We start from the raw sequence: 17,793 nt of genomic DNA on the forward strand, positions 1-17,793 counted from the left end.
ATAGAGTTACGGCGGCCATAGCGGAGGGGAAACGCCCGGTCCCATTCCGAACCCGGAAGCTAAGCCCTCCAGCGCCGATGGTACTGCACCCGAGAGAGTGTGGGAGAGTAGGACGCCGCCGGACAAAATTTCGCAGTAGCCCCAGCCATCCGGCTGGGGCTACTCGCATTTCCAGACCAGGAAATAGCGCCAGAAGGCGCTGAAAGCGAAAGCCGCGGATCAGCGCTTCTCGACGGCCGGCCGGATCGTCGACAGGGCCTTCTCCGCGTCCGCCGTCTTGCTGCCGGGAAGCACCACGACGCCGAGCGAACCGTTGTCCGCCCAGCCGCACACGGCGATCACGCCGTCCTTGTCGTCGATCTCGCCGCACCGGGCCACCCCGCCCAGGTCGCCGGCGTCGACGTCATGAACCCCGCGGATCGCGGTGTCCGCGCCGGCGACGGCCTTGAAGGCGCCGTCCAGGGACCGCTCCGGCTTCCAGATGCGGCCGGTCCCGGCCACGAGGATGACGGTGCGGGTCTCGGAGCCGTTCGGCTCCCGGTAGATGGCGCCGAGGCTGTCGTCGAGACTGACCTCGGTCACGATCGCGTCCCGGACGTACTCGGAGGCCTGAGCGGCCTCGTCGGTGGAGAACAGCGTGTAGGAGCCGATCTGCGTCGGTGTGGACACCTTGGTGTCGCTCTGCTGGGTCACCCGCCAGACCGTCGGGCCGTAGACGACCGCGGAGCCCAGCAGGGCCACGCCGGCGAGGGCCCCGCAGACGATGGCCACCTTCTTCACATTGACGGAAGAACGCGGCTCGTCATCAGGCTCATCCGCGTCGGAGATGCCCGGAAGATCGACCATCGGCGCAGCCTAGCAAGGCCCCGCACGCACAGTGGGGCCGGACCGCAGCGGCCCGACCCCACCGGTACATCAGCGGAAAACGCGATCAGCGGGACTCCACCGCCGGGCGGATCTGCAGGAACAGGTCCGAGGCCTCCCCGAGGTCCCGGCCGATGAACACCCCGATGCCGACACTGCCGTGGTCGGCCCAGGCGCACAGGGTCATCGGCAGCTCGTCCTCGGTGCCGCTCGCGCACTTCACCGTGCCGCCCAGGTCGCCGGCCGGGTAGCTGGTCTGCCCGCCGAGGCTGCCGCCGGTGGAGTTGAAGCCCTTGAACGCGTCCTCGATCTCGTCGTCGGGGAAGACGACCGTGGACGTCGCCGCGACGATCACGACCAGCTTCTGCGGGTCGCCGGTGCTGTAGATGCCCGCCGCGACCTCGTCCACGTCGCCGACGTCGTTGCGCAGATCACGCTCCATCTGGTCGACGATCGTCTGCATCTCGTCGGAGGTTTCCTTCTTCAGCCCGCCCGGCAGCGTCTCCGGCGCCGTCACCGTGGTGCCGGACGCGTCGATGATCGGGTACAGGAACACGCCGCAGCCGACCGCGCAGATCAGGAACAGCGCGCCCAGGATCCCGAGTGTGATCTTCAGCCCCTTGCCCCGGCGCGGCGGCGGGGGCGGCGGGAAGGCCGGGCCCTGCCCCGGGAACGGCGCCGCGGGCTGGAACGGCGGTGCAGACGGCTGGAACGGCGGTGCCGACGCCTGGTACGGGTCCTGGTACGCCGGCTGCTGGTACGGCTGCTGAGGCTGCGCATACGACTGCGGCGGGCCGTACGGGCCGGGCTGCTGGGGGTAGGACCCGCCGCTCGGAGCCTGTTGCGTGCCGAACTCCGGCGCCAGGTCGTACGACTGGGGCTGGAACGGCTGCGAGTGGGGCTCGTCGTCGGACGGGCGGGGCGGGTAAGTCACCGTCGATCAGTCTCCTGAGTGAGGGGGCAATGGCGAGCGTAGACCCCACGCGCGAAGTTCTAGACTCGCTGTTGTGACGGAGACTCAACGGACGCCCGGCAGCGCCGAGCCGACCGCCCCCACTGCCTCGGTGCTCTCGGCCCAGTATGCGCCCGGCGAGGTGGAGCAGCGGCGGTATGAGCGATGGGTGGCCGACGGTCTGTTCAAGGCCGACACGGCCAGCGACAAGCCACCGTTCACGATCGTGCTGCCCCCACCCAACGTGACGGGCTCGCTGCACATCGGTCACGCCCTCGACCACACGGTCCAGGACGCGATCATCCGCCGGAAGCGGATGCAGGGCTTCGAGGCGCTGTGGCTGCCCGGCATGGACCACGCCGGCATCGCCACGCAGAACGTCGTGGAGCGGCAGCTCGCCACGTCCGGGCAGTCCCGGCACGACCTGGGCCGCGAGGCGTTCGTGGAGAAGGTCTGGCAGTGGAAGGCCGAGTCCGGCGGCAAGATCCTCGGCCAGATGACCCGCCTCGGCGACTCCGTGGACTGGAGCCGCGAGCGGTTCACCATGGACGAGGGGCTGTCCCGCGCCGTCCTCACCATCTTCAAGCGGCTCTTCGACGACGGCCTCATCTACCGGGCCGAGCGCATCATCAACTGGTGCCCCCGGTGCCTGACCGCGCTGTCCGACATCGAGGTCGAGCACTCCGACGACGACGGTGAGCTGGTCTCGATCCGTTACGGCGAGGGTGCCGACGCGATCGTCGTGGCCACCACGCGGGCCGAGACGATGCTCGGTGACACCGCGGTGGCCGTGCACCCCGACGACGAGCGCTACAAGCACCTCGTCGGCACCGAGGTCGAGCTGCCGCTCACCGGCCGCCGGATCCCGATCGTCGCCGACGCGCACGTCGACCCGGCGTTCGGCACCGGCGCGGTCAAGGTGACCCCCGCGCACGACCCCAACGACTTCGAGATCGGCCAGCGGCACGACCTGCCGAGCCTCACCATCATGGACGAGCACGGCGTCATCACCGTCCACGGCCCGTTCCTCGGCCTGGACCGCTTCGAGGCGCGGCCCGCCGTCGTCGCCGCGCTGCGCGCCGAGGGGCGCATCGTCGCGGAGAAGCGGCCGTATGTCCACGCCGTCGGCCACTGCCAGCGGTGCGGCACCACCGTGGAGCCGCGTCTGTCGCTGCAGTGGTTCGTGCGCACCGAGCCCCTGGCGCGGGCCGCCGGCGACGCCGTCCGCGACGGCCGGGTCCGGGTGGAGCCGCCGGAGCTCACCAAGCGCTACTTCGGCTGGGTCGACAACATGCACGACTGGTGCATCTCCCGGCAGCTGTGGTGGGGTCACCGCATCCCGGTGTGGTACGGGCCACAGGGCGAGGTCGTGTGCGTCGGCCCCGACGAGCAGGTGCCCACGGGCGAGGGCTGGACGCAGGACCAGGACGTCCTCGACACGTGGTTCTCCTCGGCGCTGTGGCCGTTCTCCACGCTCGGCTGGCCCGACGAGACCCCCGACCTGGCGAAGTTCTACCCGACCAGCGTCCTGGTGACCGGCTACGACATCCTGTTCTTCTGGGTCGCCCGGATGATGATGTTCGGCCTGTACGCGATGGACGGCCGCCAGCCGTTCGACGTCGTCATGCTGCACGGCATGGTCCGCGACCAGCACGGCAAGAAGATGTCGAAGTCGTTCGGCAACGTCGTTGACCCGCTCGACTGGATCGACCGGTTCGGCGCCGACGCGACCCGCTTCACCCTCGCCCGCGGCGCCAACCCCGGCGCCGACGTGCCGGTCAGCGAGGAGTGGGTGCAGGGCGCCCGCAACTTCTGCAACAAGCTGTGGAATGCCACCCGGTTCGGCCTGTCCAACGGCGCGACCGTCGAGGGTGACCTGCCCACCGAGGACCTGTCGACCGTCGACCGGTGGATCCTGTCCCGGCTCCAGCACGTCATCGCCGAGGTCGACGAGCAGTTCGAGGCGTTCGAGCTGGCGAAGGTGTGCGACACGCTCTACCACTTCGCGTGGGACGACGTCTGCGACTGGTACCTGGAGCTGTCGAAGGGCGCCATGACGCCGCAGCGGCAGCGGGTGCTGGGCCACGTGCTCGACCAGCTGCTGCGGCTGCTGCACCCGATCACGCCGTTCGTGACCGAGGAGCTGTGGACGACGCTGACCGGCGCGCCGACGCTCGTGCGGGCCGCCTGGCCGGTCGCCGACCAGGCGCTGGTGGACGACGCCGCCGAGCGGGAGGTCGCCGACCTGCAGCGGGTCGTCACCGAGGTCCGCCGGTTCCGCGCCGACCAGGGCGTCAAGCCGGCCCAGCGGGTCGTCGCCCGGCTCGAAGGCCTCGACGCCGCCGGCCTGTCCGCGCACGAGGGCCTCATCCGGTCCCTGGCGCGGCTCGAGGCGCCCGGCGCGGAGTTCGCGGCCACCGCGAAGCTCAGCGTCGGCGTCGGGGTCACCGTCGAGCTCGACACCCGCGGCACGATCGACGTCGCCGCGGAGCGGGCCCGGCTCGGCAAGGACAAGGCCGCCGCGGAGAAGGAGGCCGCGCAGTGCCGGGCCAAGCTGGAGAACCCGGCGTTCACCGACAAGGCACCCGACGCGGTCGTGGAGAAGATCCGCCAGCGGCTCGCCGCCGCCGAGACCGACCTGGCCCGGATCAACGGGCAGCTGGACGCGCTGTGAGCGGGCCGGAGCGTAGCGGAGGGCTGCGAGCCAGGATTACAGGGTGGGGCTCGCGCCGTCGCCGGAGCGCAGCGGAGGGGGCGGCGTGAGCGGGCCGGGTCGCTTCAACGAGGTCGAGCAGGAGCTCAACGGCCGGGGCTTCACCAGGATGGTGTTCGACCTCGGCCGGATCGAGGCCCTGCTCGACTCGCTGGGCAGCCCGCAGCGGGCGTACCCGGCGATCCACCTGACGGGCACCAACGGCAAGACCTCGACGGCCCGGATGATCGACTCGCTGCTGCGCGCGCACGGCCTGCGGACGGGGCGTTACACCAGCCCCCACCTGCAGACGATCCGTGAGCGCATCAGCATCGAGGGCGAGCCGATCACCGAGGAGCGGTTCGTCGAGGTGTACGACGAGGTCCAGCCCCTCGCCGAGTACCTGGACGCGCGCAGCGACGCGCCGCTGACGTACTTCGACATGACCACGGCGATGGCGTTCGCCGCGTTCGCCGACGCGCCCGTCGACGTCGCCGTCGTCGAGGTCGGCCTCGGCGGCGCCGACGACTCCACCAACGTGCTGCAGGCGCAGACGACCGTGATCACCCCGATCGGCCTCGACCACACCGAGTGGCTCGGCGACACCATCGAGGACATCGCGCTCGCCAAGGCCGGCATCGTGCACAAGGGGTCGACCCTGATCTGCGCGGCGCAGCCGGACGAGGCGATGCGCCCGATCCTGGAGCGCTGCGCCGAGGTCGGCGCGACCATCGCCCGGGAGGGCCGCGAGTTCGGCGTCGTCCGGCGCGACCTCGCCGTCGGCGGGCAGGTCCTCACCCTGCAGGGCCTGTCCGGCACCTACGAGGGCGTCTTCCTGCCGCTGCACGGCGAGCACCAGGCGCAGAACGCGGCGATCGCCTTGGCGGCCGTCGAGTCGTTCCTCGGCGCCGGCAACGAGCGGGCGCTGAGCGCCGACGCCGTCCGTGAGGGGTTCGGCGGCGCCACCTCGCCGGGCCGGCTCGAACGGGTCCGCAAGTCACCGCCGATCCTCGTCGACGCCGCGCACAACCCGGTCGGCATGCAGGCCACCGTCCGCGCGCTCAACGAGGAGTTCGCGTTCAGCGGCCTCGTCGCCGTCGTCGCGGCCCTCGCCGACAAGGACGTCGAAGGCATGCTGGAGCTGCTCGAGCCGATCACCGAGAGCATCGTCTGCACCCGCAACAGCTCGCCCCGGGCCATGTCGGCCGCGCAGCTCGGCGCGATCGCCGAGGAGCTGTACGGGCCCGAACGGGTCCACGTCGTGCCCGACTTCGCCGACGCGATCGACACGGCCGTCACGCTCGCCGAGTCCGACAACGCGATCCCCGGCTCGATCGGCATCCTCGTCACCGGCTCGGTCGTCACCGTCGCCGACGCCCGCGGGCTGTTGAAGCGATGAGCACCACCGGCCTGAAGAACCCCGGCGGCGCCGTCCGCGGCGTCGGCGCGTCCGCGCTCGTCGTGTTCGGCCTGGTCCTGCTGCTCGCGCTGCTGCCCCTGGCGAAGCTCGGCCAGTCGGCCGGCGCGCTGTGGCTCTGCGGCGGGCTCGCCGTGCTCAGCTTCGCCCTCTGCGGGCTGCTGCGGCACGGATGGGCGTGGCACGCGGCGCTGGTCGTGCCGGTCGCGCTGCTCGCCGGCGGCGTCCTGCACTGGTCCCTGCTCGCCCTCGGCATCGTCTTCGGCCTGACGTGGGCTTACGTGTTGTATGTGCGGCGAGCCGTCTACGCGAACAAACCCTGACGCATGCGGGCGAGCCGGCTGCTCTCGACGCTGCTGCTGTTGCAGACCAGGGGCCGGCTCACCGCGCAGCAGATCGCCGACGAGCTCGAGGTCTCGATCCGCACCGTCTACCGCGACATCGAGGCGCTCTCCGCGTCAGGGGTTCCCGTGTACGCGGACCGCGGGCCCGCCGGCGGCTACCAGCTCGTCGACGGCTACCGCACGACGCTGACGGGGCTGACCACCGACGAGGCGGCCGCGCTCTTCCTCGCCGGCAGCGGCGCCACCGCCGGGCACCTGGGCCTCGGGCCGACGCTCGACGCGGCGCAGCTGAAGCTCCTCGCGGCGATGCCCCTGGAGCAGCGCACCATGGCGGCGCGCATCCAGGAGCGCGTCCACGTCGACGCGCCCGGTTGGTTCCGCGACCCGGAGGCGCCGCCGCATCTCGACGCCGTCGCCGGCGCGGTGTGGGACCAGCGGCGGCTGCGGGTGTCGTACCGCAAGTGGGACGGCACCCAGGTCGAACGGAGCCTGGAGCCGCTCGGCCTGGTGCTGAAGGGCACGGCCTGGTACGTCGTCGCCCGCGGACGGGAGCGCGTCAACGCCTACCGGATCTCCCGCGTCGACGCCGTCGACGTGCTGCCGGAGCGGTTCGAGCGGCCCGAGGGCTTCGACCTGCGCGACTACTGGACCGGCTGGTCGGATCGGCTGCAGCGCACCCTGTACCGCGGGGGCGACGCCACCGTCCGCGTCGGGCCCCGCGCGGTGAGCATGTGGTGGATGCTGGGCCCGGTCGCCGAACGGGCCCTGCGCGAGACCGCCGGCCCGCCCGACGCCGACGGCTGGGTGGAGATCGTCCTGCCGATCGAGACCTTCGAGCACGTGCGGGTCGACCTGGGCCGCTTCGGCCCCGACGTCGAGGTGCTCGCCCCGGCGGAGCTGCGCGAGCTGATGCGCCGCACCGCCGAGGAGACCCTCCGCCGCTACTCCGGCTAGCGCCGCAGCTCCCACCTGGTCAGCGCGATCGCGTGGCCGTCGGGGTCGCGGAACGTCGCCGAGCACAGCTCCAGCTGCTCGCCCTGCGGCACGACCCGCGGCCGGTGGACGAAGTCGACGCCCTGCTCGCGGAGCCGCTCGTACGCCTCGTACACGTCGGGGACCTCGAGGTTGAGGTGCACGACCCGGCGGTCGACCGGCGGCATGTCCGCGACCCGGCGCAGCACGACCCTGGCGTCGCCGGTGGCGAGGACCGCGGCGGTGTCGCCGCTGTCGAGCTCGGTGAGGCCGAGGGTGTCGCGGTAGAACCGCCGGGACCGCTCCAGGTCCGACACGATCAGCGTGATGCTCACCCCGTTGACGCCGTCGAGGGGGTTGGGCTGCTGCCGCTGCTCGGTCGCCAGGAACTGCCCGACCGCGCCCTCGGACGGCGGCTGCTCCTCCAGCTGGTCCTCGGGCGAGTCGCCGACGTAGTGCTCCGTGGCGTAAGGGTTCGGGGCGACCGGCTCCTCGTCATCGTCGTCGCCGCTCCCGCCGGGCAGCGCCGTGCCGGGCGTCGGCCACGCGGGCGCGGCGCCGAACACGCCGGTGCCGGGCGGGGTGGCGTCGCGCGAGTGGCCGTTGCTCGACCACGCCGACGTCGTGCGCCCGCCGGCGTCGCCTGTACCCCACGGGCGGACGGTGGCGTTGCCGTTGCTCGCCGGGTCGCCGGCGGCGGCCTCGTTCGCCGACCGCAGCGGCGTCGGCGGCCCGGCCGGCGACGGCCCGAGGACCGGCGACGGCCCGACGACCGGTGCCGGCCCCACGACGGGGGCCGACTCGTCAGTGCCGCCCACGGGCGCGGTGTCGGCGGTATCGGCGGGGTCGCTGTCCGCCGGGGCCGAGTCCGAGGGAGTGGTGTCTGTGGGCCTCGGGTCGGTGGGAGCGGTGTCTGCGGGTGCCGGGTCGGCGGGCGGCTCGGCGTCGTGGACCTGGATGTGCTCCAGGTGCGGGAGCCGGGTCGGCAGCTGCTCGGTCTCGCGGTCGGGCCACCAGGTGATCCCCGGCGGAAGGGCGGCGGCGCCCGTGGGCTCGTCGGCGGGCTGCTCGACACCCCCCTCGACGGCGGTTTCGACGTCCTGCACCGCGGGCGTCAGCTCCGGAGCCTGGTCCGAGGCTTGCTGAGAGGCCTGCACTGAGGCCTGTTCCGAGGCGGCCTGCTCAGAGGGCTGGTCAGAGGGCTGGTCGGCGGCGAGGGGCTCGGGCAGGTCCGAGAACGGCAGGTCCGGCGGTGGCGAGAGGGTGGAGCCCGCCTCCGGGATCGTGTACGACGGCGCGGCCTCCGTGACCGCGGCCGGGGTCTCCTCAGGGGTGGGCGCGACCGCCGGCTCCACGGTCCTCGCCGGTGCGCGGTCGTGGGTGTCGGGGCGGGGACGCGGGCTCGGCCGGCGCCGGGCGCCGCCCCGCACCGGGTTGGACGGCAGGCGCACCACCATCGGCGGGGTGTCCTCGGTCACGACACCCGCGTGCGCGGCCTGGGCATCGGCGGCGGGATCCGCGATCCCGGCCCCGCTGACGGGCGCGGCGGTGACGGTCCCGACCCCGGCGTGCTCCCCGGCCAGCGCGTGCTCCCCGGTCGCCGCCTGCCCGCCGGTTGCCGCCTGCCCGCCGGCCGATGCCGGTGAGGCGGCCGCCGTGGGCGAGCCGGTTGCCGTGGGCGAAGCGCTCGCCGTGGGCGAGCCGGTGGCCTGCGAGCCCGTCTTGGTGAAGGCGACCGCCGCCGGTGCCGCGAATCCCGACGTGCCGGCGGGGTCGCCGGTGCCGGTGCCGCTGGGCGCGGGGGAGGTCGGCCGCTGGGCGGGCCGGGTCTGGCCGGTGCGGTCACCGCGCCCCGACAGCCGGACCGGCTCGATGACCGGCGCCGCGATCGGGGGGAGGTCGGTGAGCGTGGGCCGGTTGTCCGGCGGGAGGTCTTCGGCGGGCCGCTCGAAGGGCGTGACCGAGCCACCGCCTGGCCCCCTGACTGAGCTCCCGACTGGGCCACCGGCCGGACCACCCACAGCGCCGCCGGCGGCGACCCTGGCGCGTTCGCGCTCGCGCTCGTAGTCGTCGGTGGGGGAGTCGACGACGTCGAACTCGTCGCCGTCGACGGAGTAGCGCGGGCCGCCGCCGCCGCCGGAGGGGCGCCGCTCCGACGCCTGGGCGTCCTGGTGCGACTGGACCTTGTCCCAGACGACGGCGAGCTTGCGCGGGTTGCCCTTGAGGACCTGGACCGGCAGGGTCGCGCCGGCGTCGGGCCACTTGTCCAGCGGGATGGCCGGGTCGACGGTGGAGACGGTGACGCCGTTGATGCCCGTCGCCCTGACGACGAGCTTGAGCCGCCCGCGGGCGGTGCGTCCGTCGGTCGTCGGGCGGGGCGAGATATCGGCGACCCTCGCTGTGCCGTAGACGTATTGCCGCACCTTGTTGCGCGAGTTGAGGACAAGGATCAGCACCGGACCGGCCGCGGCCAGGATGATGCCCAACGCGACCACCAACGCGTTGGTCATCCCCAGTCCGCAGAATGCCAGGAAACTACCGACCACGACGAGCAGTGCGATCACGAGTTTCCTGGTGCCGGTGTCCTGCGCACGATTGCTGGACGGCAAAGTCGACCTCCCCAGACGACTGACATCAGGCTATGCCTGATCATCGCCGGAACGGAAGTCTTCGGCACCCGGGCGGGTCGGGTTCAGTGACGCTGGGTAGGCTCGGGGGCGAACCGGACCCATCTTGGAGGCACCTCGTGGCCGAGCGTTCGCTCGTTTTGATCAAGCCTGATGCCGTGCGCCGTGGACTCGTCGGCGAGATCATCGGGCGCCTGGAGCACAAGGGCCTCGCCATCGACGCGATGCGGCTGCGCACCATGGATCGGACCCTCGCCGACCAGCACTACGCCGAGCACGTGGAGCGCGATTTCTACCCGCCGCTGCGTGACTTCATGACCAGCGGCGACCTCGTCGCGCTGGTCGTCTCGGGCGACGAGGCGATCGCCGTCATCCGCACCCTGATCGGTTCGACCGACGGCAGGAAGGCCGCGCCGGGCAGCATCCGCGGCGATTTCTCGCTGTCCAACCGGGAGAATCTCGTGCACGCGTCCGACTCGGTGGACAGCGCGAAGCGTGAGATCGCCCTGTGGTTCCCGGAGCTCGCGGAATAAAAATCACCCTGAATGGGCGAGACCTGAATGGCGAGGAGGGCGGGTGCTGGGACACCCGCCCTCCTCACTGTGTTGGGGAAGAAAGCCTTAGGGCAGCGTCGCCAGGTGCGGCTTGACGGTCTTGGCGAAGTTGTTGCCGTTCGTGACGTCCCAGTTGATCGACCAGGTCATCGCGCCCCGGATGCCGGGGTAGGTGTGCGGCGGCTTGAACGTGCCGCAGTTGGTGCCGGACGCCAGGCACGACAGCGCCTGGTTGACCAGCGCCGGGGCGACCACGCCACCGCCGGCGGCGCCGGGGCCGGCCGGCAGGCCGAGGGCGACCTGGTCGGGGCGCAGCCCGTTCTCCAGCTGGATGCAGGCGAGCGCGGTCATGAAGTTGACGGTGCCCTGCGAGTACGCGGCCATCTGGTCGCAGCCGAGCATCGCGCCGGAGTTGTAGTACTGGGTGTAGACCACCGTGAGGATGTCCTTGATGGACAGTGCCAGCGCGAAGTAGCCGGCGCCGGTGGACTGCATGTCGATCGTCTGCGGCGCCATCGTGATGATGAGGTTCGCGCCGGCCTTGGCCCGCAGCGAGCGCAGCGCCTGCGCCATGTAGGTCGGGTTGAGCCCGTTCTCCAGGTCGATGTCGATGCCGTCGAAGCCGTACTGCTGCATCAGCGCCCACGCGCTGTTGGCGAAGTTCGTCGCGGCGGTCGCGTCGCCGACGCTGACCCGTCCGGCCTCGCCGCCGACGGAGAGGATGACCTTCTTGCCGCGGGCGTGCAGGGTGGCGATGTCGGACTTGAACTCCGCGTCGGTGTAGCCGCCGAGCGCCGAGGCGAGCTGCGGGTCGACCGCGAAGGTCAGCTGGCCCGGCTGCGAGCCGGTCTCGGCGAACGCGACGTCGATCAGGTCGTACTCGCTGGGGACGTCACGCAGCTTCAGCTTCGCCGCGCTGTTGACGAAGTCCTGCCAGTAGCCGGTCAGGAAGTGCTTCGGCAGCGGGCTGGGCGGCGTCGAGGTCGACGGTGACGGCGAGGTCGACGGGGACTTCGAGACCGACGGCGACACCGACGGCGAGGGCGAGGTCGACCGCGACGGGGACGCGGACGGGGTGGTCGGCTCGAGCGTCGTCGGCGGGGTGCCGCCGGGGCCGTTCAGCGAGAAGTCGTCCGCGGTGTAGGCGGGCTGCCCGTACCAACCGTTGACGTAGACGACCGCCGTCTTCTGCGTCGCGGCGGTGGTGAACGACACCGAGAGCTGCGAGTAGGCGCCGCCGGTGCCGGGCGTCCAGGTGCTGGCGTCGACGCCGCCGGTGACGCCGATGAACACGTAGGAGCCGTTGACGTAGCCGGAGAAGGTGTACTTCGTGTTCGGCTGCACGGACACCGTCTGCTGGCACCGGGCGGTGGTGCCGCCGGGCGTGCCGGTGAGCTTGTAGCTGCCGGACCGGGCGCCGCCGGAGGTGACCGCGGCCGACGGCTCGCAGCTCCAGCTGTTGGCGTTGCCGGTCTCGAAGCCTGGGTTGGTGAGCAGCTCGGCGGCCGAGGCGGGCAGCGCGATCACGACCCCGGCGAGGGTCAGCGCGGCCGCTCCGGTGCCCGCGAGCAGGGCGATAGTGCGTGGACGCATCGTGGCTCCAGGTGGGGGTGACGTCGATGGGCGTCGACGTTTGGTGTCACGAAACTCCAGCGGGGAATTAATGTCAAGGTTTCTTTACTATTCTTTATGGCAGCCGGGGAAACCTGGATGCGCGACGCGGTACCCTGGATGCACAGGCGTCGACCCGGCCATCACCGGCGAGCCTCCGGAAGAACGGGCCGCCGGTCATCGGCGGCCTCAGTAGAACCGGACGGGCACCGGTCCGTTACAGCCGGCCAACGAGCGGCCACCGTCAGGTGGCAAGCGGGGTGGTACCGCGGACCTGTGAAGGTTCGTCCCCGCGTGGAGTCGAGACAGCTGACGTCACGCGAGGAGTGCGACCGCCGATGGCCTATCCGATGCACAATGCCGCGCAGGGTGTGCCGGCCAGCCCCGACCTGCCCGAGGTCGAGCGGGGCGTCCTGGACTACTGGGCCGCCGACAAGACCTTCGAGGCCTCCGTCGAGCAGCGTGACGCGGGCGTCGACGGCGCCAACGAGTTCGTGTTCTACGACGGCCCTCCGTTCGCCAACGGCCTGCCGCACTACGGCCACCTGCTGACCGGCTACGCGAAGGACGTCGTCCCGCGGTACAAGTCGATGCGCGGCTTCCGGGTCGAGCGCCGCTTCGGGTGGGACTGCCACGGCCTGCCGGCCGAGGTCGAGGCGGAGAAGCAGCTCGGCATCAGCACGAAGGCGGAGATCCTCCAGCTCGGCGTCGACAAGTTCAACGCCGCCACCCGGGAGTCCGTGCTGCGTTACACCGCCGAGTGGGAGCGGTACGTGACGCGCCAGGCGCGCTGGGTCGACTTCACCAACGACTACAAGACGCTCGACCTTGACTACATGGAAAGCGTCATGTGGGCCTTCAAGACCCTGCACGACAAGGGTCTCGTCTACGAGGGGTTCCGGGTCCTCGCGTACTGCTGGCGCTGCGAGACCCCGCTGTCCAACACCGAGCTGCGCATGGACGACGACGTCTACCGCGACCGGCAGGACCCGGCGCTGACCGTGGCCTTCCAGCTGGAGAGCGGCGAGAAGATCCTCGCCTGGACGACGACCCCGTGGACGCTGCCGTCCAACCTGGCCCTGGCCGTCGGCCCGGACATCGACTACGCGGTGTTCGAGGAGGACGGGCAGCGGTTCATCCTGGCATCGTCCCGCGTCGCCGCCTACGAGAAGGAACTCGCGAGCGCGGTCCAGGTCGAAACCGTCAAGGGTGCCACCCTGGTCGGTCGCCGGTACACGCCGCTGTTCGACTTCCTCGCCGACACCCCCAACGCGTTCCAGGTGATCGGCGCGGACTTCGTCACCACCGAGGACGGCACCGGCGTCGTGCACATGGCGCCCGCCTTCGGCGAGGACGACCAGGCAGCCTGCGCGTCCGTCGGCATCCCCACCGTCGTCACCGTCGACGAGCACACCCGCTTCACCTCGGTCGTCCCCGCGTACCAGGGGCTGCAGGTCTTCGAGGCCAACAAGCCGGTCATCCGCGACCTGAAGGCCGCGGGCGTCGTCGTGCGCCACGACTCCTACACGCACTCCTACCCGCACTGCTGGCGCTGCGACACGCCGCTGGTCTACAAGGCGGTCTCGTCGTGGTTCGTGGCCGTGTCCACGTTCCGCGACCGGATGGTGGAGCTCAACCAGCAGATCACCTGGACGCCGGAGCACATCAAGGAGGGCTCGTTCGGCAAGTGGCTGGCCAACGCCCGCGACTGGTCGATCAGCCGCAACCGGTTCTGGGGCTCGCCGATCCCGGTGTGGAAGTCCGACGACCCGCAGTACCCGCGCGTCGACGTGTACGGCTCGCTCGACGAGCTCGAGCGCGACTTCGGCGTGCGCCCCGGCGACCTGCACCGGCCCGAGATCGACAACCTGACCCGGCCCAACCCGGACGACCCGACCGGGCAGTCCGTCATGCGCCGCGTGCCGGAGGTCCTCGACTGCTGGTTCGAGTCGGGCTCGATGCCGTTCGCGCAGGTCCACTACCCGTTCGAGAACCGGGACTGGTTCGAGCACCACTACCCGGGCGACTTCATCGTCGAGTACATCGGCCAGACCCGCGGCTGGTTCTACACCATGCACGTGCTGGCCACCGCGCTCTTCGACCGCCCGGCATTCAACAACTGCGTCAGCCACGGCATCCTCCTCGGCGAGGACGGCCGCAAGATGTCCAAGAGCCTGCGCAACTACCCCGACGTCTACCGGGTGTTCGACGAGTACGGCTCCGACGCGATGCGGTGGTTCCTCGTGGCGTCGCCGGTGCTGCGCGGCGGTGACATGCCGGTCACCGAGGTCGGCATCCGCGACGCGGTCCGGCAGGTGCTCCTGCCGCTGTGGAACGTCTGGTACTTCTTCTCGCTGTACGCCAACGCGGACGGCTACACCGCCCGGCGGCGCGCCGACAGCGCGCACCTGCTCGACCGGTACGTGCTGGCCAAGACCGGCGAGCTGGTCGCGACCGTGACCGCGCAGCTGGACGCCTACGACCTGTCCGGCGCCTGCGGGACGGTCCGGTCCTACCTCGACGCGCTGACCAACTGGTACGTGCGCCGCTCCCGCGACCGGTTCTGGTCCGGCGACCACGACGCGTTCGACACGCTCTACACCGTGCTGTCGACGCTGACGCAGGTCGTCGCGCCGCTCGCGCCGCTGACCGCGGAGGAGATCTTCCGCGGCCTGACCGGCGAGCGGTCGGTGCACCTGACCGACTGGCCGTCGGCGGCGGAGTTCCCCGCCGACCACGCGCTGGTCGCGGACATGGACGCGGTGCGGGACGTCTGCTCGGCGGCGCTCTCCCTGCGCAAGGCCCGCGGGCTGCGGGTACGGCTGCCGCTGCAGACCCTGACGGTGGCCACGCCGCGGGCGGAGGCGCTGCGACCCTTCGCCGCGCTCGTCGCCGACGAGGTCAACGTGAAGGAGGTCGTCTTCACCGGCGACGTCGCCGCGCACTGCACGCCGGTGCTGACGCTGGTGCCGCGGGTGCTCGGCCCACGCCTCGGCAAGGACGTCCAGCAGGTGATCAAGGCGGTCAAGGCCGGCGACTGGCAGCACGCCGGCGACGAGGTCGTGGCCGGCGGCGTGACCCTGCAGGACGGCGAGTACGACCTGAAGCTCGTCGCGGCGGACCCGACCCAGTCGGCGCCGCTGCCCGGCGGCGAGGGCGTGGTCGTGCTCGACAGCACGGTCACCCCGGAGCTGGCGGCCGAGGGGCTCGCCCGCGACCTGGTCAGGGTCGTGCAGCAGGCCCGGCGGGACGCGGACCTGAACGTCTCGGACCGCGTCACGGTCCTCGTGCAGGGCGACGGGCTGGACGCGGTGCTCGCCGCGCACGGCGCGTTCGTGGCCGGCGAGGTCCTCGCCGACACGGTGTCGCTGGGGGCGGTGCCCCAGGGCTTCGCCGGAGAGGTCGGCGACGGTCAGGCCGTCGTCGTCAAGGTGACGAAGGCCTAGGCGCCCGCCGGTCGAACTCGCCCTCGGGCATCACGACCACCATCGTGAGGACCGCCTCCACGTCTGCCGCGTTGCGGTAGGTGTGGGGGCGGTCGGCCCGGAAGTCGATCGTCTCGCCGGTCCGCACGGTGTACTGCGAGCCGTCGACCGTCACCACGAGCGAGCCCTCCCGCAGGTGGATCAGCTCCCGCGTGCCGGAGGAGTGGTCGCCGGAGTCGTGCGTCTCGCCGGGCGGCATCCGCCACTCCCAGACCTCGACGAACGCCGGGTCGTTCACGCCGCGCAGCAGCCTGCCGGTCCCGCCGGCGCCGCCCCGCCACAGCACGGGCGGCTCGTCCGCGCCGACGATCCGCACCACCGGCTCCGGCTCCGACTCCAGCAGCCGGCCGATGCTCACCCCGAACGACTCCGCGATCCTGCACAGCGTGCCGATGCTCGGGTTGGTCTTCGCGCCCTCGATCTGCACCAGCATGCCCTTGCTGACGCCGGACCGGCTGGCCAGCTCGTCGAGGGACCAGCGCCGGCCCTGCCGCAGCGCCTTCACGTGCCTGGCGATCGCCGCCTGGGCGACCTGCGCCACATCGTCGGTCAAAATATTTTCCTTCACAGTCAATATCGTGATACGACTGCGGCATGTTCGCCATCGCCGATGAGGTGCTCGACCTGTGCCGGTCCGTGGGCCATGAGGCTACCGTCCTCGCGGTGCTCGCCGACGGACTCCGCAACGGTCCCAGCGACGGCGCCGTGCTGCACCAGGCGATCAAGGACGCCGGTGGTCCCGGCCTGCCGCTCGACGCTCCGTTGCAGGCATGGCGCGACGTCTACCGGGCCTTCGGGGCGAAGCCGCAGCGCACCCCGTGCTCGGCGGAGGCGCTGCGCAAGCGGGCCGCCCGCGGGGACGTGCCCGTGATCGACCGGATCGTCGACGCGTACAACGCCGTCAGCATCCGCTTCGCCGTGCCGATCGGCGGCGAGGACCGCGCCGCGCTCGCCGGCACCGAGCGGCTCGTGCTCGCCGCCGGCGACGAGCCGTTCGACACGGTGAAGGAGGGCGCGCCGGTCGTGGAGACGCCGGAGCCCGGCGAGGTGATCTGGCGCGACGACCTCGGGGTGACCTGCCGGCGGTGGAACTGGCGCCAGGGCCGCCGCACCGCCGTCACCGCCGCCACCACCTCGGCCGTCTTCCTCCTGGAAGGCCTCGACACCGACCTCACGCCGGCCGCGGAGATGCTCGCCGACCTGCTCGACGCAGACACGATCACCGTACGGAGGCTTGCGTGATCGGGATCGTGCTCGCCGCGCTGTCGGGGCTGGTGTGGGGCGTCGGCGACTTCGCGGGCGGCAAGGCCAGCCAGCGCGTCGACTCGAAGACCGTGGTCGTGCTGTCGAAGGCCGCCAGCATCCCACTGCTGCTGCTCTTCCTGGTGCTCATGCCCGCCGCGCCGCACGCCGGCGCCCTCGGCTGGGGCGCCGCCGCCGGCGCGCTCGGCATGGTCGGGATGATGGTGTTCTACCGGGCGATGGCCGGTGGCGCCATGACGATCGTCGCTCCCGTCAGCGCCGTCACCACCGCCCTGCTGCCCGTCGCCGCCGGCCTGCTCTCCGGCGAGCGCCCCGGTGCGCTCGCCCTGACCGGCGCCGGCTGCGCGATCGTCGCCATCGCGCTCGTCAGCCTGGCGCCCGGCGGCGACAGCGACGGCGACGGTGCCGGCAGGATCTCCGCCCGGCTCCTCGGCATGGCACTCGGCGCCGGCGTCGCGTTCGGTCTGTTCTTCATCTGCCTGTCCGCCGCGAGCGACGCCGCCGGCGGTGCCGCCGGGATGTGGCCGGTCCTCGGCGCGCAGGTCACCGCCGTCGTGCTCGGCGCGCCGCTGCTGCTGCGCGGCCGGGGCGCGGCACGTCCGTCCGGGACGCCGCTGCGCTGGCTGCTCGCCGCCGGGATGCTCGACATGAGCGCCAACGCCCTCTATGTCCTGGCCGTCCAGCGCGGGGACCTGAGCATCATCGCGCCGGTCGCGTCGCTGTACCCGGTGAGCACCGTCCTGCTCGCGATGCTCGTCGACCGCGAGCGGCTACGCCCGGTGCAGCTCGCCGGGCTCGGGCTGGCCGCGACCGCGCTGGTGCTCGTCGCCTCATGAGCGGGCCGGAGCGGAGGGCTGCGAATCGGCATTGCAGGTTTTGCTCAGGCCGACGCCGGAGCGGAGCGGAGGTGGCGGCATGAGCGGGCTGGAGCGGAGCGGAGGGCTGCGAATCGGCATTGCAGGTTTTTGCTCAGGCCGACGCCGGAGCGGAGCGGAGGTGGCGGCATGAGCCG

Annotated in this window: 13 protein-coding genes and 1 rRNA gene; 9 read left to right on the top strand and 5 right to left on the bottom strand. The window is 71.9% G+C overall.

Going from position 1 to position 17,793, the window contains the following annotated elements; genetic code table 11:
• Nucleotides 1-7 precede the first annotated feature (7 nt).
• Nucleotides 8-124: ribosomal RNA gene (gene rrf, locus ABD332_RS49595) — 5S ribosomal RNA — on the top strand.
• Nucleotides 125-219: 95 nt separating this feature from the next.
• Here rrf and ABD332_RS49600 read toward each other — a convergent pair.
• Nucleotides 220-846, bottom strand: a complete 627-nt coding sequence (locus ABD332_RS49600; RefSeq protein WP_344512271.1) for a hypothetical protein — start codon at nt 844-846, stop codon at nt 220-222.
• A gap of 85 nt (nt 847-931) precedes the next feature.
• The gene (locus tag ABD332_RS49605; RefSeq protein WP_344512273.1) at nt 932-1,798 is read right to left on the bottom strand and encodes a hypothetical protein; all 867 of its coding nucleotides are present in this window, start codon (nt 1,796-1,798) and stop codon (nt 932-934) included.
• Between the two features lie 73 nt (nt 1,799-1,871).
• Between ABD332_RS49605 and ABD332_RS49610 the strand changes: the two genes are divergently transcribed.
• The 4 genes from ABD332_RS49610 (at nt 1,872) to ABD332_RS49625 (ending at nt 7,223) form a co-directional block, all read left to right on the top strand.
• Nucleotides 1,872-4,490, top strand: a complete 2,619-nt coding sequence (locus tag ABD332_RS49610) for a valine--tRNA ligase (RefSeq protein ID WP_344512275.1) — start codon at nt 1,872-1,874, stop codon at nt 4,488-4,490.
• Nucleotides 4,491-4,638: 148 nt separating this feature from the next.
• Nucleotides 4,639-5,907 carry a bifunctional folylpolyglutamate synthase/dihydrofolate synthase gene (locus ABD332_RS49615; RefSeq protein ID WP_344512439.1) on the top strand — a complete coding sequence of 423 codons (1,269 nt, stop codon included), beginning with the start codon at nt 4,639-4,641 and terminating at the stop codon, nt 5,905-5,907.
• Nucleotides 5,904-6,248 (top strand): DUF4233 domain-containing protein, encoded by a 345-nt coding sequence (locus ABD332_RS49620; protein ID WP_344512276.1) that lies wholly within the window; start codon nt 5,904-5,906, stop codon nt 6,246-6,248. Before ABD332_RS49615 ends, ABD332_RS49620 begins: the two co-directional genes overlap by 4 nt.
• Nucleotides 6,249-6,251: 3 nt before the next feature.
• Nucleotides 6,252-7,223, top strand: coding sequence for a helix-turn-helix transcriptional regulator (locus ABD332_RS49625; protein WP_344512278.1), 972 nt, complete (start codon nt 6,252-6,254; stop codon nt 7,221-7,223).
• On the opposite strand, the gene ABD332_RS49630 is transcribed toward ABD332_RS49625, so the two are convergent.
• Nucleotides 7,220-9,751 (bottom strand): VOC family protein, encoded by a 2,532-nt coding sequence (locus ABD332_RS49630; protein WP_344512280.1) that lies wholly within the window; start codon nt 9,749-9,751, stop codon nt 7,220-7,222. The two genes, ABD332_RS49625 and ABD332_RS49630, sit on opposite strands and share 4 nt — an antisense overlap.
• A gap of 236 nt (nt 9,752-9,987) precedes the next feature.
• On the opposite strand from ABD332_RS49630, the gene ndk reads away from it, so the two are divergent.
• Complete coding sequence (gene ndk, locus ABD332_RS49635; RefSeq protein WP_344512282.1) at nt 9,988-10,401, top strand: nucleoside-diphosphate kinase; 414 nt, start codon at nt 9,988-9,990, stop codon at nt 10,399-10,401.
• An 87-nt stretch (nt 10,402-10,488) separates the two neighbouring features.
• On the opposite strand, the gene ABD332_RS49640 is transcribed toward ndk, so the two are convergent.
• Nucleotides 10,489-12,015 carry a chitinase gene (locus ABD332_RS49640; protein ID WP_344512284.1) on the bottom strand — a complete coding sequence of 509 codons (1,527 nt, stop codon included), beginning with the start codon at nt 12,013-12,015 and terminating at the stop codon, nt 10,489-10,491.
• A gap of 356 nt (nt 12,016-12,371) precedes the next feature.
• On the opposite strand from ABD332_RS49640, the gene ileS reads away from it, so the two are divergent.
• The gene (gene ileS, locus ABD332_RS49645; protein ID WP_344512286.1) at nt 12,372-15,479 is read left to right on the top strand and encodes an isoleucine--tRNA ligase; all 3,108 of its coding nucleotides are present in this window, start codon (nt 12,372-12,374) and stop codon (nt 15,477-15,479) included.
• On the opposite strand, the gene ABD332_RS49650 is transcribed toward ileS, so the two are convergent.
• Nucleotides 15,460-16,071 carry a helix-turn-helix domain-containing protein gene (locus ABD332_RS49650; protein WP_344512288.1) on the bottom strand — a complete coding sequence of 204 codons (612 nt, stop codon included), beginning with the start codon at nt 16,069-16,071 and terminating at the stop codon, nt 15,460-15,462. The genes ileS and ABD332_RS49650 overlap by 20 nt on opposite strands.
• Nucleotides 16,072-16,112: 41 nt before the next feature.
• Here ABD332_RS49650 and ABD332_RS49655 point away from each other — a divergent pair, with 41 nt between their 5' ends.
• Both ABD332_RS49655 and ABD332_RS49660 read left to right on the top strand, forming a co-directional pair.
• On the top strand, nt 16,113-16,760 hold the full coding sequence (locus ABD332_RS49655) for a B3/B4 domain-containing protein (RefSeq protein ID WP_344512290.1): 648 nt from the start codon (nt 16,113-16,115) through the stop codon (nt 16,758-16,760).
• Nucleotides 16,757-17,617 (top strand): EamA family transporter, encoded by an 861-nt coding sequence (locus ABD332_RS49660; RefSeq protein WP_344512292.1) that lies wholly within the window; start codon nt 16,757-16,759, stop codon nt 17,615-17,617. The genes ABD332_RS49655 and ABD332_RS49660 overlap by 4 nt, the downstream gene beginning before the upstream one ends.
• The last annotated feature ends 176 nt before the right edge of the window (nt 17,618-17,793 follow it).

This window comes from Dactylosporangium maewongense, from assembly GCF_039531485.1.
In the GTDB taxonomy this organism is placed as follows: domain Bacteria; phylum Actinomycetota; class Actinomycetes; order Mycobacteriales; family Micromonosporaceae; genus Dactylosporangium; species Dactylosporangium maewongense.

Excerpts from the sequence above, each read along its gene's own strand:
- ABD332_RS49600 (WP_344512271.1), bottom strand. The coding sequence starts at position 846 with ATGGTCGATCTTCCGGGCATCTCCGACGCGGATGAGCCTGATGACGAG.
- ABD332_RS49615 (WP_344512439.1), top strand. The coding sequence starts at position 4,639 with ATGGTGTTCGACCTCGGCCGGATCGAGGCCCTGCTCGACTCGCTGGGC.
- ABD332_RS49620 (WP_344512276.1), top strand. The coding sequence starts at position 5,904 with ATGAGCACCACCGGCCTGAAGAACCCCGGCGGCGCCGTCCGCGGCGTC.
- ABD332_RS49625 (WP_344512278.1), top strand. The coding sequence starts at position 6,252 with ATGCGGGCGAGCCGGCTGCTCTCGACGCTGCTGCTGTTGCAGACCAGG.
- ABD332_RS49630 (WP_344512280.1), bottom strand. The coding sequence starts at position 9,751 with ATGACCAACGCGTTGGTGGTCGCGTTGGGCATCATCCTGGCCGCGGCC.
- ABD332_RS49640 (WP_344512284.1), bottom strand. The coding sequence starts at position 12,015 with ATGCGTCCACGCACTATCGCCCTGCTCGCGGGCACCGGAGCGGCCGCG.
- ileS (WP_344512286.1), top strand. The coding sequence starts at position 12,372 with ATGGCCTATCCGATGCACAATGCCGCGCAGGGTGTGCCGGCCAGCCCC.
- ABD332_RS49655 (WP_344512290.1), top strand. The coding sequence starts at position 16,113 with ATGTTCGCCATCGCCGATGAGGTGCTCGACCTGTGCCGGTCCGTGGGC.